This is a genomic window from Salipaludibacillus sp. HK11 (genome assembly GCF_047795645.1).
In the GTDB taxonomy this organism is placed as follows: Bacteria; Bacillota; Bacilli; order Bacillales; family Salisediminibacteriaceae; genus Salipaludibacillus.
On sequence record NZ_CP181045.1, the window covers coordinates 120,037 to 135,921 of the forward strand.

The following is a 15,885-nucleotide window of genomic DNA, read 5'->3' on the forward strand; positions in this document are numbered from 1 at the left end:
TCAACAAGGAATTTGACAAATTCCAACTAAATTTTAAAGGAGGGATTTTTTTTGGCTAAAGAATATGATCTGGTCATAGTAGGTGCTGGTACAGGAGGGTATGTAGCAGCTATCCGCGCATCTCAGCTAGGATTGACAGTTGCAGTTGTGGAAAAAGACAAACTTGGTGGAACTTGCCTACACCAAGGTTGTATTCCGAGTAAAGCTTTTTTACGAAGTGCCGAAGTATTTAAGACCGTCAAGGAAGCAGAAGAGTTTGGTGTGACGACGGAGGAACCAGTTTTGAATTTCACGAAAGTCCAAGAGAGGAAATCAAAAATTGTTGAGCAATTATATAAGGGTGTTCAACATTTAATGAAGAAAGGAAAAATAGATGTTTATGAAGGTGTAGGAAGAATTCTTGGACCATCTATTTTTTCGCCGACATCTGGTACTATTTCAATAGAGAATAATAATGGAACAGAGAATGAGATGTTGGTTCCGAAAAATGTCGTGATTGCTACTGGAAGCAAACCGAAATCGCTAGGCAATTTGAGACTTGATGAGGAAATGATTTTATCTTCAGATGGTGCGCTTCGTCTTAAACAATTACCTGAATCCTTAATGATTATTGGCGGTGGGGTGATTGGAATAGAGTGGGCGTCGATGTTTGCTGATTTTGGAGTGAAAGTTACTATACTAGAATATGAGGATCGCATATTACCGTTAGAAGATGAAGAGATTTCAAAAGAGATGCAACGTTCCTTAAAGAAAAAATCAGTCGGAATAATCATTGGAGCGAAAGTTCTTTCTGATCAAGTTAAGGTAGAAAAAAATCAAGTGACTGTATCGTTTGAACATAATGGAGAAACAAAAAATATTGTTTCAGATAAGGTGTTAGTTTCTGTTGGGCGTTCAGCTAATGTTACCGACATTGGAATAGAAAATACAGATATTGAAGTGAAGAATGATGTGATTTCTGTGAATGATAATTATCAAACAAAGGAGTCTCATATTTATGCGATCGGTGATGTCATTGGTGGGTTGCAATTGGCTCATGTTGCCGCACATGAGGGCATTGCTGCAGTGGAGCATATTGTCGGAGGAGACCCGCAAAGAGTTGATGCTGAAACGGTTGCTAAATGTACGTATTCATCACCAGAGGTGGCGAGCGTAGGACTTACTGAACATGCTGCTAATGAAAAAGGCTTCCAAGTTAAGATAGGGAAATTCCCATTTAAAGCGATCGGTAAAGCGCTAGTTCAAGGAGACACATCAGGTTTCGTTAAGTTTGTCTCTGACGCTAAAACAGATGATCTTCTAGGTGTTCACATGATTGGTCCTCACGTGACAGATCTGATTTCAGAAGCTGTGTTGGCTAAAGTACTTGATGCTACTCACTGGGAAGTTGCTGAGACAATTCATCCTCATCCAAGCTTATCGGAAGCAATTGGAGAGGCGGCGTTAGCAGTAGATGGTAAGGAAATACATGGATGATAAGGTGTAATAAGGTATAATAGTAGGAAATGCAAATATGAAGCTGAATTAAAGGAGGTCTTTTGATGAGTGAACTTCAAGTAAAGGAATTCCGTCATCATAAAATAGGTTTGAAAGATGATGATGTCCTTAACATGTATGAAGTGATGTTAATGGCACGTATGATCGATGAGAGAATGTGGTTATTAAATCGAGCAGGTAAAATACCCTTTGTTGTCTCTTGCCAAGGTCAAGAAGGTGCACAAGTCGGGGCAGCGATGGCGTTGAATAATGAAAAAGATTATGTATTACCTTACTACCGTGATATGGGAGTCGTACTTCAATTTGGGATGACAGCAAAGGATATTATGTTATCCGCGTTTGCGAAAGCGGAAGATCCTAACTCTGGTGGAAGACAAATGCCTGGACACTTTGGTCAAAAGAAAAATCGAATCGTCACAGGGTCATCTCCAGTAACCACGCAAGTTCCTCATGCAGTAGGGTTTGCTTTAGCTGCTAAGATGAAAAAAGAAGATTTTGTTACTTTTACGAGTTTCGGTGAAGGTTCTTCTAATCAAGGAGATTTTCATGAGGGAATTAACTTTGCTAGTGTTCATGATTTACCGGTGATTTTTATGTGTGAAAACAATAAATATGCGATTTCTGTTCCACTCGATAAGCAATTAAATATTGAGAAAGTATCAGATCGTGCTGCTGGCTATGGCATTCATGGGAAATCAGTTGATGGAAATGATCCAATTGCTGTATATGAGGCGATTGCTGAAGCACGAAAGCGAGGTATAAATGGTGAAGGACCTTCTCTTATTGAGACGGTTTCCTATCGATTGACGCCTCATTCAAGTGATGATGATGATAGTACCTATAGAGCGAAAGAAGAAGTAGATGCAGCAAAAAAAATTGATTCGATCATAACATTTGGTTCATATTTAAGGGAAACAGGTATTTTATCTGACGAAAAAGAAAATGAAATCCGTGCAAAGCTCCGCCGTGAGATTGACGAAGCGACTGAATATGCGGAAAAAGCCCCCTTTGCAAAACCAGAATCGATGATGAATCATGTATACGAAGAGGAGTGATCATATGCCGGTAATATCTTATATTGAATCGATTACTCGAGCTATGAAAGAAGAAATGGAACGAGACGATAACGTTTTTATTCTAGGTGAAGATGTTGGAAAACGTGGTGGAGTTTTTCGAGCGACTAATGGTTTATATGACCAGTTTGGTGAAGACCGTGTAATAGATTCTCCCCTTGCTGAATCAGCTATTGCAGGAGTGGGCATCGGAGCAGCAATGTATGGGATGCGTCCAATAGCTGAAATGCAGTTTGCAGATTTTATTATGCCTGCTTTTAATCAAATTGTTTCAGAAGCGGCTAAAATTCGCTATCGGTCAAATAACGATTGGACGTGCCCAATTACGTTTCGTGCGCCATATGGTGGTGGCGTTCATGGTGCGTTATACCATTCGCAATCAATTGAAGCAATGTTTGCAAGTGTACCAGGATTGAAGATCGTCATGCCTTCAACTCCTTATGATGTAAAAGGATTGTTAAAAGCTGCAATCCGATCAAATGATCCAGTCTTATTTTTGGAGCATAAACGAGCCTATCGTCTCATTAAAGGGGAAGTACCTGATGAAGATTATACATTGCCGATCGGCAAGGCTGATGTGAAGAGAGAAGGGGAAGACATCACTGTCATTACATATGGTTTATGCGTACATTTTGCCCTCCAAGCTGCCGAGAATTTAAAAAAAGATGGCTATGACGCTCATGTCCTTGACTTGCGAACAGTTTATCCGCTAGATCAAGCAGCGATTATTAAAGCAGCAAAGAAAACAGGGAAAGTTTTGCTACTAACGGAAGATAATAAAGAAGGTAGTATTATCGGTGAAGTGGCAGCAATTATTGCTGAGCATTGTTTATTTGATTTAGATGCACCTATTCAACGACTTGCTGGACCTGATATTCCATCGATGCCATATGCGCAACCTATGGAGAAAAATTTCATGATAAATCCAGATAAAGTTGAAAAAGCAATGCGGGACTTGGCGGAGTATTAAGTTTTGAAATAAGGTTCTGTTAGATAGAGAGGCTAGACGTCGATCAATTTTAAATAGATAACAGAGCCATTCATGCGAGAACTGTTCGCGCCATGGAGATGAAAAAAGACTACTTCTTATGGACGGAAGAGATTGGAAGCTATGCCACGACCTCCTGGTTAAGAAAGTAACAGGCACGACCTAGGTCTTGCAGAGTAGGATGGGGATTGCCGACTCGACCATGGAACGAGGGGGTAAAAAGCTGAAACTATTTCCACGTTTTTTAGGGTAGCTTTAATATAAGGAGGTTAAATGGATGGCAACCGAAATTACCATGCCTCAATTAGGCGAAAGTGTAACGGAAGGGACCCTTACAAAGTGGCTCGTTAAAAAAGGTGACTACGTGAATAAATACGATCCACTTGCTGAAGTGATGACAGATAAAGTAAATGCAGAAGTTCCTTCGTTATATACAGGATTCATCAAAGAACTTGTCGCAGAAGAAGATGAAACAATTGAAGTTGGTGGAATTATTTGTATATTAGATGTAGAAAAAATCGATTCTAAAGAGATAATTGAAGAAGATATTAAGCAGGAAAGTCTTCAAACTTCAAGTGAAAACGAAAAGAATAAGGATGAAGATCCAGTTGAAGAATCGTCCAATAAAAAGCGTTATTCGCCGGCTGTTTTACGGTTATCTCAAGAGCATGCTATCGATCTTAATCAAGTAAATGGTTCTGGTCGAGGTGGAAGAATAACGAGGAAAGATCTGTATTCGATCATTGAAAATGGTCAGGTTCCAAAAGCGGAAATAACCGAAGAAATTTCACAATCACGAAAAGAATCAACATCTAAGCCAATTATATCAAAGGGACGTACAGACGAAATCCCATTGAGTAGTGTGAGAAAAACAACAGCGCAAAATATGGTGAAGGCAAAGCAGGAAGCTCCACATGCGTGGATGATGATTGAGGTAGATGTGACAGAAATCGTACGCTTTCGTGAAAAGGTTAAGACGGAGTTTTTAGAAAAAGAAGGTATGAAGTTGACCTTCCTCCCATTCTTTATGAAGGCAACGATTGATGCATTAAAGAAATATCCAGAAGTGAATGCTAAATGGGCTGGAGATAAAATTATTCGTCATAAAGATGTTCATTTATCCATGGCCGTGGCAAACGAAGACGAACTGTTTGTTCCAGTCATTCGCCATGCGGATGAGAAAAATATCAAAGGTCTTGCACGTGAACTTGCAACAATTTCAAAGAAAGTTCGTTCAAACTCATTGAAACAAGAGGATGTGCAGGGAGGGACATTTACACTTAATAACACAGGATCATTTGGATCAATTCAATCACAACCAATTATAAACATGCCACAAGCGGCGATACTAACTGTAGAATCTATCGTAAAGCGACCTGTTGTATTAGATAACGATGCAATTGCGATTCGTCATATGGTGAACTTATGTCTCTCTTTAGATCATCGTGTACTTGACGGACTAATCTGCGGTAAGTTTATGGCACATATTAAACAATCATTAGAGAATATGAATGAAAAAACAGTGACCATATAGTAATGTACGAGAAGTTTAAATAGACTAATTTTAGCCGATGGAACCAAGTTTACTTTAGTGAGCTGTGGTTTCATCTTTTTTTAATTTTATTTGAATGTATGGAAAAAAGAAAAGGAGAGGGTGCCCCACAAAATAAAGAGCTATCTTATTCATGTTTTTCGAAAACCTGTGCAGACTAATCTGAAAAGGAGGCATATGCCATGTCAATTTTAGGATTAGTTGTATTAAGTCTACATATGATTACCACACCGGTATCGGCAGACATATTGGTAGAAGATAGTGAAGAAAGTGTTCAAGAAGGTGTTACTTCGCAGTGTGTTGATTACCATGTAAAGACTCTTCAACCGCATTTAATTTATTATCTTGAACTAGTTGTCGAGAAACATAGACCTGACTTATTAGAAGAATGGAGAGAAATTAATAGTGAAAGAGAAGCAATTAATAAAAAATTAAAAGAATATAGTAAAGAAAAACAAAAAGACTTATGTGAAAATATATCAGAGGATTGGTATGACAAACATGCAATAGTTCAAGAACATTTTTTGACAGCAGTAACAGAACGCGAAGCAGAGCAAATAAAAATTAACATACAGCATATATTAACATTGAAAAAAAATTGGAATGCAGAAATGAAAGAAGTGATAAAAGGAGAAAATTAATTATCCAATCGTAATCATTATTATTTACAAAGCTGAATATTTACGATATAATCCGTAATGTATTGTTAATTAAACCGTAATGATTACGAAAGGGGAAGCTGTATGTTTAAGAAAATATCTATTATCTTTGCCATGATGCTCGTATTGAGTGTATTTATGGTTGCTTGTGGGAATGAAAATGAAAACGAAAACGAAAATGAAACAGAGACAAGCACCGAGGAGAACAATAATCAAGAAGAAAACGAAGAAGTCACTGAGGAATTAGAAACAGTGACAGTTAAGACAACACTTTATCCAATTGAAAATTTTACTAATCGTATTGGTGGAGATCATGTGCAGGTCGAAAATATCGTGCCAATCGGTGCTGATGCGCACACGTTCGAACCTACTGCGAACCAAATGATAGAAGTTGCAGAAGCGGACTTATTTATCTACAATGGTGCAGACTTTGAAGGGTTTGCTGATAGCATCATAGATGCAGTGGCTAATCACGATGTGATGGTTCTAGAAGCCACAGACGGATTAGACCTTATTGGTTATGATCATGATGACCACGGACATGAAGAAAATGATGACCACGACCATGATCATGGAAACAACGATGAACACAATCATGATCATGGAAACAACGATGATCACGATAATGATCATGGAAACAACGATGAACACAATCATGATCATGGAAACAACGATGAACACAATCATGATCATGAAAACAACGATGAACACAATCATGATCACGACCATGAACATAACGATGATAATCATGGACATGAAGAAAATAATGACCATGGACATAACGATGATGGTCACGATCACGATCATGACCATGGTGACCAAGATCCACATGTTTGGTTAGACCCAATTATCGCAATCGACTATGCAAACAATATCAAGCATGCTTTAATTGATTTACGTCCAGAGGGAGAAGAAGAATTCACAGCGAACTTTGAAGAGTTGAAATTAGAACTTGAAGAGTTAGATGAAGAATTCCAAACAATGGCTGACGAAAAAGTGAAAGATACAATTATTGTTTCACATGCAGGGTACGGCTATTGGGAGAACCGTTATGACATCCATCAAGCTGGAATCGCAGGATTATCGCCAACAAACGAGCCTTCGATACAACAGATTCAATCAGTTATCTCTTTGATGGAGGAGAACGATCTCAATTATGTAATGTTTGAACAAAACATTCCGACAAACTATGCTGAAACCGTCCGTGAAGAAGCTGGAGCAGAAGAATTGTGGATTCACAATTTGGAAGCATTAACAGACGAAGATATAGAGAATGACGAAGACTATTTTAGCTTAATGAGACATAATATTGAAATGTTAGAACAAGCACTTCAATAGAAGCCTAACAGAGCACCTATTCTAATGAGTAGGTGCTTTTTCAAACGAAATGTTGGTAAACAAGATATATAAGTTGTAAAATAGAGATACAGTCTAACAAGAAAGGGTGTCTGTTTGTGGAATTTCAAATGTTTATGAATGATGTGGTGGAAGCTGCGCGTAACGATATGGTTGAAGCAGGTTATCAACAGTTAACAACTCCAGAAGAAGTGGAGGAAGTATTTAAGAAACCTGGTTCAACACTGGTGTTAGTTAATTCAGTGTGTGGATGTGCTGGAGGTATCGCTAGACCTTCTGCATCCTACATGAAAAATTATCAAGTGCAAGCTGATAATTACGTGACTGTATTTGCAGGACAAGACAAAGAAGCAACAGAAAAAGCGCGTTCATACTTTACTGGATATGCACCATCGTCTCCGTCATTTGCATTACTTAAAGATGGAGAAATTAAAATGATGCTAGAGCGCCATGAAATTGAAGGACACGAACCAATTGAAGTCGTTCAGAAGCTTGAACAAGGCGTTGATTCTTACTTTAAATAAATTTTAGGCGTCTTTATAGAAAGATTGAATGAAGGGGTAGTGGATGCTACCTCTTTTTTATGCTATAATTTTTAATGCACTATTTTAATTATTTACATAGAAGAAGAGGAGTGTTACGAAGTGAATGAATTGTATAAACAAATTCATGAATATCTAAAAATGGAAGAAGAAATTCCTTTTGACGAATTCGAAAAATATTATAAAAAAGTTATTGCTCATTTCAATGACGATGCAGAGGAATTTGATGAGGATGCGTTATGGAAAGCATTATTTATCTCGGAAAATGTGATGTCAAATGCGGAAGGTCGTTCAAAAGTTGAAAAGGGACCTAAAGTAAAGAAGAAATTTGCTAAAATGGCAGACAGATTAAAGTTATGGGCTCAGAATTTTGCAAGCCGCCTTGGTGAAATGGGATATAATCAAGATCAAATGAATGAACGGTTTGAGAAAATGTTTGAAGATGAAGTGAACGAATCATAAAAATTCTAATTTAGGATTGATTTTTTCATTTAATATTGTTATACTCCTATAGTGCGGATGAAAGCATTCCGCATTTATTTGCGCCCGTAGTGAAATGGATATCATACGAGATTTCGGCTCTCGCGTTCCGGGTTCGAATCCTGGCGGGCGCACCATACTTATACATACAAACCTTTAGCTTATTGGCTCAAAGGTTTTTTTTGATTTTAAGCTCAGTTTATCGCATATCAAATTGAAAATATAAACGTCTCTGGAAAATAAGCTAGTAGTATTTCGTAGTCATGCTATTTTTAAGAATAAATAGATAATAAAGTCACATGATATGATAGGATGATAAGAATAAAACTACTTGAAAAGAAATGATAGACCTCATAATATATAGAGGAGCCCATTGGACACACGTGAAGATGGCTCGCCTTTCAATAAAAAGAAACAGGTGAATATATTGTTTAAAATAGGACACAGAACTTTAAAAACAGCATTAGGTGCAACCTTAGCAGTTGCAATTGCGCAAGCTCTTCAATTAGATTTTTTTGCTTCAGCGGGGATCCTAACTGTTTTATGTGTGCAAAAAACGAGAAGAAGTTCCATACAAAGTTCTTGGGCACGATTTTTAGCCGCGATTATTGGCATCGTATTCGCAGTAGCTATTTTTGAGTCACTTGGGTATCATGCTCTTTCAATAGGGATTTTGACACTACTATTTATTCCAACAACAGTTGCCTTGAAATTGCAAACTGGAATTGTCACGAGTATAGTAATTATTTTTCATATTTATACTGTTGCAGACTTAAGTATTTCTCTGTTACTAAATGAGGTAGCATTGATTACAATTGGAATTGGAGTGGCATTGCTTATGAATTCATATATGCCAAGTCAAGAAAACCACCTGGAAAAACTCCAGCAGCAAATAGAAGAATATTATGCGACAATTTTTCATGAATTTGCCTATTATGTTCGTTATGGCGATAATAACTGGGATGGAAGTGAGATCACAAAGTCGGAAGCTCTTTTGCGAAATGCAAAAAATGGAGCGTTACAAAATTTAGAGAATCATATTATGAGATACGAGGATGTTTATTACCATTATTTTAAAATGCGTGAAAAACAGCTCGATATCATTGAGCGTATGATGCCACTTCTCACATCGATTGATCAGCATGTGAAACAAGCAGATATGCTGGCTGACTTCATGGAAGAGTTAAGTGAGGGGGTTCATCCAGAGAACACTGCCCATATATACATAAATAAATTAGAGTCTCTTCAAGATTCATATAAGGATATGCCGTTACCTAAAACAAGGGAAGAGTTCGAGGCTAGGTCAGCATTGGCTCATCTTGTTAGAGAGCTAGAACAATATTTAGTAATTAAACGGCAGTTCAAGACGACAAGAGAGTATAAAGTGTTTCGTGAATAGATATAACAAATAAGGCAGATGATATGGGAAAAGAGATGGAGTGATCAGCAATGCTCGCAATCTTGCTTTCAATCCTTTCCATTGTTTCACCTATTTGGCCCTTAGGCGTCAATCCATTAGAAGGAGATCCTTATGTGATAGTTAGTTTGTCTTCTCACCAACTTGCATATATTAATGATGGAGAAGTGAAGCAAGTATTTGACGTGGCTATTGGAAAAAAGGGAACCGAGACTCCTGAAGGTGAATTTAATATTGTAGTAAAAGCGATCAACCCATATTATCGTAAGTTGGATATTCAAGGAGGAGATAAGGATAACCCTTTAGGTACGAGATGGATTGGCTTTGATGCAGAAGAAACCGATGGGCGTTTATATGGGATTCACGGGACAAATCGACCTTCTACTGTAGGTTATAGCATATCAAACGGGTGTGTTCGTTTAATTAATTCCGATGTAGAAGTATTATTTGAAGAAATTCCTCTTGGAACAAAGGTGCTAGTAACTTCTAAGGGCGATTCATTTGAAGAACTAGGAAAGCACCATGGGGCTATAAGTGAATGAAAAACAAGAAGGACAGCCAAAAATTATGGCTGTCCTTTCTTTCTTATGCCAGTTTATAGGGATATTCCCATAAACACAGTTCCTAAAAACATGACGATAATCATCATATATACGATGGCTTTACGAAATTTACGGGGCATGTGATTTCCCTCCTCTTACTTATCTATCTTCTATTTTAAAGGTTCTTTGCCTAATTTTCAAGAGGAAGACTATGGGGAGGTTAGGAAATAAATGATTTATATAACGAATGTTCGAGGAGTAAAAAGGATATATTGTAATACGCCTTCAAAAACTCTTGTATATCTCATCCTACAGCTGGTTAGGAAGATGTACTTCTTAGGCTACTTATGTCCTCGTAAAAGTGTTGTTGTGATTTTACCGATGGAACAGTTGGAAGGGGGAGTCTCTATGATCGATGAATATAAACAATCTTATCGAAAATGGCAGGAGCAAATTCGAAAGCAAATATTCAAACAATCAGAAAGGAAAGTTGCCTTTTACACGTCATCAAAAATACCGTTAGAGTGCACTTATTTCCCAGAAAAAATTGATGAAAATTACATGGGAAGGTTAGGGTTCCCTGGAGATTTTCCTTTTACTAGAGGGATTCGTGCAACGATGTATCGAGGAAAACGTTGGACGATGCGCCAATACGCTGGGAGTGGATCTGCCAAAGAGACAAATGAACGATTCCGTTTTTTAACAGATCAAGGACAAACGGGCCTCTCTGTTGCCTTCGATTTGCCGACGCAAATAGGTTATGATTCTGATGATATCATGGCGCTAGGGGAAGTAGGGAAAGTGGGGGTTGCAATCGATTCGTTAGAAGATATGGAAATATTGTTTGATCATATCTCACTTGATAAAGTAAGTACTTCTATGACAATTAATGCCCCAGCAACTGTTTTACTAGCAATGTATATCATTGTTGCAGAAAAACAAGGAGTAAAGAAAGACCAGATACGTGGAACAATTCAAAACGATATTTTGAAAGAATATGTTGCAAGAGGGACATATATTTATCCACCTAAAGCTTCGATGCGTCTGATAACAGATATATTTGAATACTGTTCTGATCATGTGCCTGCATTCCACCCGATTAGTATAAGTGGTTATCATTTTCGTGAGGCAGGTTCGACAGCAGTACAAGAGCTAGCTTTTACTTTATCAAATGCGATTGCATATGTTGAAACAGCATTGGAATCTGGAATAGATATTGACAAATTTGCGCCAAGGATTACTTTCTTTTTTAATGTACATAACGAGTTATTTGAAGAAATCGCGAAATTGAGAGCTGCTAGGAGAATGTGGGCTAAAATCATGAGAAATGTTTTTCTTGCTCAAAATCCAAAGAGCTGGCAGATGCGTTTACATACGCAAGTAGCCGGATCTACGTTAACCGCGAACCAACCAGAAAATAATGTCGTGAGAGTTTGCTTACAGGCGCTAGCAGCAGTATTGGGTGGAACGCAAAGTTTACACACAAATGCACAGGATGAAGCAGTTTCTTTGCCGACGGAAGACTCAGCGAGTATGGCTTTACGTACGCAACAAATCATTGCACATGAGACGGGTGTTTCGGATACGGTAGATCCCTTAGGTGGATCCTATTTCATAGAAGCGTTAACTGATAATTTGGAAACGGAAACACGGAAGTACATGGATCGAATAGAAGAAATGGGTGGAGCGGTTGCTGCTGTTGAGAATCAATATATGCAGCGGGAAATTCACCGATCAGCATACGAGACGCAACAACGGTTAGAAAATGGAGAAGATATCGTTGTCGGAGTGAACAAATTCAATGGAGGCGATGAACAAAAAACGCGTATTCCTAAAGTTGATGAGGAATTTGTTATAGATCAAAATAAAAGGCTGCAGCAGATTCGTAAACAGAGAGATCAAGAAAAAGTGAACATATGTCTTAATAATATCAAGCATTCTGCGAAGGCAATGGATAATATCATGTATCCAATCATGGAAGCGGTGAAAGAGTACGCAACGATCGGAGAAATTTGTAATGCTTTAAGAGACGTTTTCGGAGAATATAATAATAGTGGAGGTGAGTAGTATGTTGATTCGCGTGTTGATTGCAAAACCAGGATTAGATGGACACGATCGTGGTGCATTGATTATTTGTCAAGCATTAAGGGATGCTGGAATGGAAGTAGTTTATACGGGAATTAGACAAACACCTAAGCAAATTGTCCAAGCAGCGATACAAGAGGGTGTAAATGTGATCGGGTTGTCCAGCTTGTCGGGTGCGCATAATTTTCTTTTTCCAGAAGTTCTAAAGGAACTATCGGCAAGAGAAAAAGGGGGTAATATCTTGATTTTTGCTGGTGGAGTAATTCCTCTCGAGGATATTGAGTTTTTTGAAAAAAACGGTATTGTAAAAATATTCACATCAGGTTCGTCCACAAAAATGATAGCACTTTATATTAAGGAAACTGTTGAGGAACATCGACGTACTTTACAAGGCGAAAACATCCTAATGTAATTGTTCAAGAGCACAGTCGTTTAATTGGGATATACAGAAAATGTTTGCTACAATGATCAATATGATTACATGCTAATGGAGGAAATATTTGATGATAAATGAAAAACGATTAATCGACAGTTTTATTGAATTGGTGAAAGTTGATTCTGAAACACGCTATGAACGAAGAATCGCAAATGTGTTAACCGAAAAATTTAAGGATCTAGGACTTATTGTGAAGGAAGACGATTCAACTTCTATAACCGGACATGGGGCAGGAAATCTGATTTGCACTTTAGAAGGTAAGGGGAAAGTTGATCCGATCTATTTTACGTCTCACATGGATACCGTTATTCCCGGTAAAGGAATTGAGCCATTTATAGAAGAAGGATACATAAAAACAGATGGATCAACAATTCTTGGAGCAGATGATAAAGCTGGATTGGCTGCGATGCTGGAAGCTGTTCAAGTATTAAAAGAAAACCAAATTGAGCATGGAACGGTTCAGTTTATTATTACGGCGGGGGAAGAATCTGGACTTGTCGGTGCAAAAGCACTTAATCCTAAAGATATTATAGCAAAATATGGTTATGCATTAGATAGTGATGGTAAGGTTGGCAGTATCATTGTTGGAGCTCCAAATCAATCGAAAGTTAAAGCAGTTATTTATGGTAAAACCGCCCATGCTGGAGTGGCTCCAGAAAAAGGTGTGTCTGCGATTACTATTGCTTCGAAAGCTATTTCACAAATGACGCTTGGCAGAATCGATGAAGAAACGACAGCAAATATTGGTCGATTTGAAGGAGGCAGTCAAACGAATATTGTCTGCGATCGTGTAGATATTTTAGCGGAAGCTCGTTCACTTGTCCCTGAAAAAATGGAAGCACAGACAAAAGCAATGAAAGAAGCCTTTGAATCAGCAGCTACTGCGATGGGAGGAGAAGCGGATGTCACTATTCAAGTTGCTTATCCAGGCTTTAAACATGAAGAGGATGACCATCTTGTTGCAGTTGCGAAGGAAGCAATGGCATCAATTGGTAGGACAGCGATGTTGAAACAATCTGGGGGCGGAAGTGACGCTAATATTATTGCAGGGCACGGTATTCCTAGTATAAACTTAGGGGTTGGCTATGAAGAAATTCATACGACAGATGAAAAAATACCTGTAGAGGAATTGATTAAAACGGCAGAGCTTGTTGTTGCCATTGTAAGAAGAGTAGCTAAGTCATCATAGAGATTAGAAAAACTTAGCTTGTCGCCAAGTCCTTCATGGCGAAGCCTTAGTTTATCTTATACTTTAATCCTTTAGCGAAGTTATACATTCTTAAAGTACAAAAAAGAAAACACCTGGGTGTTTTCTTTTTTGCTAGGAATTAGCAGAGTTATGGAGTAGTGTTGTTATTTCAAAAAAGTTTAGCGTAAGTCACTTCAGTCTGCTATTGGAGCAGACTGGCACGCGCTGGCGTTCCAAATTCCATAGATTCAAGAATACTTTCTTCTGAATAACCTGTTTTATATGATAGTTGTTCAATCGTTGGTGATGGCCATTCGTTCTTTGCATAATCAGTCAAAACTTTGACAACAATTAATAGAATAAAGTGGTGGTTAGGAGTGGCGTATTCTCGGACAATTTGCGTCATTTTTTGACCGCCTTTCCATTTAATTAATTTCTATCATATCATATTTTACAAATATTATGTATTTTTTGACTTGTGTTAAATCATGAAAAAAATGTCTACTTATATGATATATAATGACTTTTTTATTTTATCTTGGTCAAAAGATAGATTTTAAGATGAAAAACAGTCATGATAAAAGAAAAGGATTTATTAGAGGGTGTTTGGCATGGGAAAATCCCGAATAATCTTTCACGTCGATATGAACAGTTTTTATGCGTCGGTAGAGGCTGCATATGACCCTAAACTTTTAGGGAAACCTCTTGCGATTGCAGGTAATGCCAAAGAACGTCGCGGCATTGTAGTGACAGCGAGTTATGAAGCACGTGCAAGAGGAGTGAAACCGCCGATGCCTCTTTGGGAGGCGAAAAAGGCTTGTCCTGATTTAGTCGTAAGGGAACCAAATTTTGATCGGTATCGACTAGCTTCTACGCAAATGTTTCAATTATTATATGAGTATACTCCGCTCGTTGAACCTGTATCAATTGATGAAGGATACATGGATGTAACAAATGTGAAGATAGATTTTCCACCTCTTCAATTAGCGAGTCACATTCAAAATAGGATAAAAAAAGAATTGAACTTACCTTCCAGTATTGGTGTGGCTCCAAATAAGTTTTTGGCAAAAATGGCGAGCGATATGAAAAAACCAATGGGAATTACCGTTTTACGAAAGCGGGAGATTTCAAATATATTGTGGCCAATGAAATGCGTTGAAATGCACGGGATTGGTGGAAAAACAGCTGAAAAACTTGAGAAAATTGGTATATATACAATTGGAGATGTGGCAAATGCCTCCCGTGATCTCTTACATCGGAAATTAGGAGTAAGTGGTATTAAAATTCATGAACGGGCCAACGGGATTGATTTACGTCTAGTAGATCCTGATGCAGTCAATGAGTTTAAAAGCATAGGCAACTCGACAACTTTACCTGAAGATACGATAAGGACGGAACGTGTTAGGAAAGTACTTATGAACTTATCTGATTCAGTGGGACGAAGGTTGAGAAAAAAAGATGTATATGCAGGGAATATCCAATTGACAATTCGCTATCATGATCGAAAAACGATAACTAGATCAAGTAAATTAGAATCACCAATAAATACCCATCATGATATTTTTGAGGCAAGTTGGCGACTTTGGGAAAAGTATTGGAATGGTGAACCTGTTCGACTTTTAGGGGTAACAGGGATGGAATTAGTGGAAAAGGGTCATGCTTACAAGCAATTAGATTTATTCTCTTATGAAAAAGATGATAAAGAATATCGACTGAGTGGCATCGTTGATCAGTTGCGAAACAAGTATGGGGAAAACGCCGTATTGAAAGGAACTCAACTGAGCGAGGCTGATCGTAGCGATCAATTGCGGGATAAGAAAAGTAGGGGAACGAGTCTCGAAAAAGATTTTCTTCGAGATGGATTGTTTGATGAAGAGTAGTCGCTTAAAGGCTTTATATATTTAAGCAAAACTACTGTTTTGGTTTATAAATATGAGAATAAATTTCTTACCATGTCCTTTTCAATAGGGATATGTTTTTTTGTGGAGTTATGTGAGTTAATTTCATCATCTATATTATGGAAAATAGGTTTATTTTTCACAGGATATTGCGCAATCGGCAATAGGAAG

General features: G+C 37.9%; 16 protein-coding genes and 1 tRNA gene. 15 read left to right on the plus strand and 2 right to left on the minus strand.

What is annotated here, in order from left to right; all coding sequences use genetic code 11:
• Positions 1–51: 51 nt before the first annotated feature.
• The 11 genes from lpdA to ACM26V_RS00870 all read left to right on the plus strand — a co-directional run bounded on the left by lpdA (position 52) and on the right by ACM26V_RS00870 (position 10,106).
• Positions 52–1,476, plus strand: a complete 1,425-nt coding sequence (lpdA, locus tag ACM26V_RS00820; RefSeq protein ID WP_416149573.1) for a dihydrolipoyl dehydrogenase — start codon at positions 52–54, stop codon at positions 1,474–1,476.
• Positions 1,477–1,541: 65 nt separating this feature from the next.
• Positions 1,542–2,552, plus strand: a complete 1,011-nt coding sequence (locus ACM26V_RS00825) for a thiamine pyrophosphate-dependent dehydrogenase E1 component subunit alpha (RefSeq protein WP_416149574.1) — start codon at positions 1,542–1,544, stop codon at positions 2,550–2,552.
• A gap of 4 nt (positions 2,553–2,556) precedes the next feature.
• Positions 2,557–3,540, plus strand: coding sequence for an alpha-ketoacid dehydrogenase subunit beta (locus ACM26V_RS00830; RefSeq protein WP_416149575.1), 984 nt, complete (start codon positions 2,557–2,559; stop codon positions 3,538–3,540).
• A gap of 295 nt (positions 3,541–3,835) precedes the next feature.
• Entirely contained in the window at positions 3,836–5,092 is a 1,257-nt protein-coding gene (locus ACM26V_RS00835; protein ID WP_416149576.1) for a dihydrolipoamide acetyltransferase family protein, read from the plus strand.
• A gap of 200 nt (positions 5,093–5,292) precedes the next feature.
• Complete coding sequence (locus ACM26V_RS00840; RefSeq protein WP_416149577.1) at positions 5,293–5,751, plus strand: hypothetical protein; 459 nt, start codon at positions 5,293–5,295, stop codon at positions 5,749–5,751.
• A gap of 102 nt (positions 5,752–5,853) precedes the next feature.
• Positions 5,854–7,107 (plus strand): metal ABC transporter solute-binding protein, Zn/Mn family, encoded by a 1,254-nt coding sequence (locus ACM26V_RS00845; RefSeq protein WP_416149578.1) that lies wholly within the window; start codon positions 5,854–5,856, stop codon positions 7,105–7,107.
• 128 nt (positions 7,108–7,235) lie between these two features.
• On the plus strand, positions 7,236–7,649 hold the full coding sequence (locus tag ACM26V_RS00850; RefSeq protein ID WP_416151756.1) for a BrxA/BrxB family bacilliredoxin: 414 nt from the start codon (positions 7,236–7,238) through the stop codon (positions 7,647–7,649).
• A 120-nt stretch (positions 7,650–7,769) separates the two neighbouring features.
• Positions 7,770–8,129, plus strand: a complete 360-nt coding sequence (locus ACM26V_RS00855; RefSeq protein ID WP_416149579.1) for a hypothetical protein — start codon at positions 7,770–7,772, stop codon at positions 8,127–8,129.
• 80 nt (positions 8,130–8,209) lie between these two features.
• A tRNA-Arg gene (locus ACM26V_RS00860) sits at positions 8,210–8,284 on the plus strand.
• Between the two features lie 290 nt (positions 8,285–8,574).
• A complete protein-coding gene (locus ACM26V_RS00865) occupies positions 8,575–9,546 on the plus strand; it encodes an aromatic acid exporter family protein (RefSeq protein WP_416151757.1) in 972 nt (323 codons plus the stop codon).
• A 50-nt stretch (positions 9,547–9,596) separates the two neighbouring features.
• Positions 9,597–10,106, plus strand: a complete 510-nt coding sequence (locus tag ACM26V_RS00870) for a L,D-transpeptidase (protein WP_416149580.1) — start codon at positions 9,597–9,599, stop codon at positions 10,104–10,106.
• Positions 10,107–10,159: 53 nt separating this feature from the next.
• On the opposite strand, the gene prli42 is transcribed toward ACM26V_RS00870, so the two are convergent.
• A complete protein-coding gene (gene prli42, locus ACM26V_RS00875) occupies positions 10,160–10,246 on the minus strand; it encodes a stressosome-associated protein Prli42 (RefSeq protein ID WP_416151758.1) in 87 nt (28 codons plus the stop codon).
• Positions 10,247–10,514: 268 nt separating this feature from the next.
• Here prli42 and ACM26V_RS00880 point away from each other — a divergent pair, with 268 nt between their 5' ends.
• The 3 genes from ACM26V_RS00880 to ACM26V_RS00890 all read left to right on the plus strand — a co-directional run bounded on the left by ACM26V_RS00880 (position 10,515) and on the right by ACM26V_RS00890 (position 13,816).
• Positions 10,515–12,173 (plus strand): acyl-CoA mutase large subunit family protein, encoded by a 1,659-nt coding sequence (locus tag ACM26V_RS00880; protein WP_416149581.1) that lies wholly within the window; start codon positions 10,515–10,517, stop codon positions 12,171–12,173.
• Position 12,174: 1 nt separating this feature from the next.
• Positions 12,175–12,603 (plus strand): cobalamin B12-binding domain-containing protein, encoded by a 429-nt coding sequence (locus tag ACM26V_RS00885; protein WP_416149582.1) that lies wholly within the window; start codon positions 12,175–12,177, stop codon positions 12,601–12,603.
• Positions 12,604–12,694: 91 nt separating this feature from the next.
• Positions 12,695–13,816, plus strand: a complete 1,122-nt coding sequence (locus ACM26V_RS00890) for a M20/M25/M40 family metallo-hydrolase (RefSeq protein ID WP_416149583.1) — start codon at positions 12,695–12,697, stop codon at positions 13,814–13,816.
• Between the two features lie 202 nt (positions 13,817–14,018).
• On the opposite strand, the gene ACM26V_RS00895 is transcribed toward ACM26V_RS00890, so the two are convergent.
• A complete protein-coding gene (locus tag ACM26V_RS00895; protein ID WP_416149584.1) occupies positions 14,019–14,222 on the minus strand; it encodes a hypothetical protein in 204 nt (67 codons plus the stop codon).
• A 205-nt stretch (positions 14,223–14,427) separates the two neighbouring features.
• On the opposite strand from ACM26V_RS00895, the gene ACM26V_RS00900 reads away from it, so the two are divergent.
• Positions 14,428–15,696, plus strand: a complete 1,269-nt coding sequence (locus tag ACM26V_RS00900) for a DNA polymerase IV (protein WP_416149585.1) — start codon at positions 14,428–14,430, stop codon at positions 15,694–15,696.
• The last annotated feature ends 189 nt before the right edge of the window (positions 15,697–15,885 follow it).

Excerpts from the sequence above, each read along its gene's own strand:
- ACM26V_RS00845 (WP_416149578.1), top strand. The coding sequence starts at position 5,854 with ATGTTTAAGAAAATATCTATTATCTTTGCCATGATGCTCGTATTGAGT.
- ACM26V_RS00885 (WP_416149582.1), top strand. The coding sequence starts at position 12,175 with ATGTTGATTCGCGTGTTGATTGCAAAACCAGGATTAGATGGACACGAT.
- ACM26V_RS00850 (WP_416151756.1), top strand. The coding sequence starts at position 7,236 with ATGTTTATGAATGATGTGGTGGAAGCTGCGCGTAACGATATGGTTGAA.
- ACM26V_RS00900 (WP_416149585.1), top strand. The coding sequence starts at position 14,428 with ATGGGAAAATCCCGAATAATCTTTCACGTCGATATGAACAGTTTTTAT.
- ACM26V_RS00840 (WP_416149577.1), top strand. The coding sequence starts at position 5,293 with ATGTCAATTTTAGGATTAGTTGTATTAAGTCTACATATGATTACCACA.
- ACM26V_RS00830 (WP_416149575.1), top strand. The coding sequence starts at position 2,557 with ATGCCGGTAATATCTTATATTGAATCGATTACTCGAGCTATGAAAGAA.
- ACM26V_RS00870 (WP_416149580.1), top strand. The coding sequence starts at position 9,597 with ATGCTCGCAATCTTGCTTTCAATCCTTTCCATTGTTTCACCTATTTGG.
- prli42 (WP_416151758.1), bottom strand. The coding sequence starts at position 10,246 with ATGCCCCGTAAATTTCGTAAAGCCATCGTATATATGATGATTATCGTC.
- ACM26V_RS00890 (WP_416149583.1), top strand. The coding sequence starts at position 12,695 with ATGATAAATGAAAAACGATTAATCGACAGTTTTATTGAATTGGTGAAA.
- ACM26V_RS00880 (WP_416149581.1), top strand. The coding sequence starts at position 10,515 with ATGATCGATGAATATAAACAATCTTATCGAAAATGGCAGGAGCAAATT.
- ACM26V_RS00895 (WP_416149584.1), bottom strand. The coding sequence starts at position 14,222 with ATGACGCAAATTGTCCGAGAATACGCCACTCCTAACCACCACTTTATT.
- ACM26V_RS00825 (WP_416149574.1), top strand. The coding sequence starts at position 1,542 with ATGAGTGAACTTCAAGTAAAGGAATTCCGTCATCATAAAATAGGTTTG.
- ACM26V_RS00835 (WP_416149576.1), top strand. The coding sequence starts at position 3,836 with ATGGCAACCGAAATTACCATGCCTCAATTAGGCGAAAGTGTAACGGAA.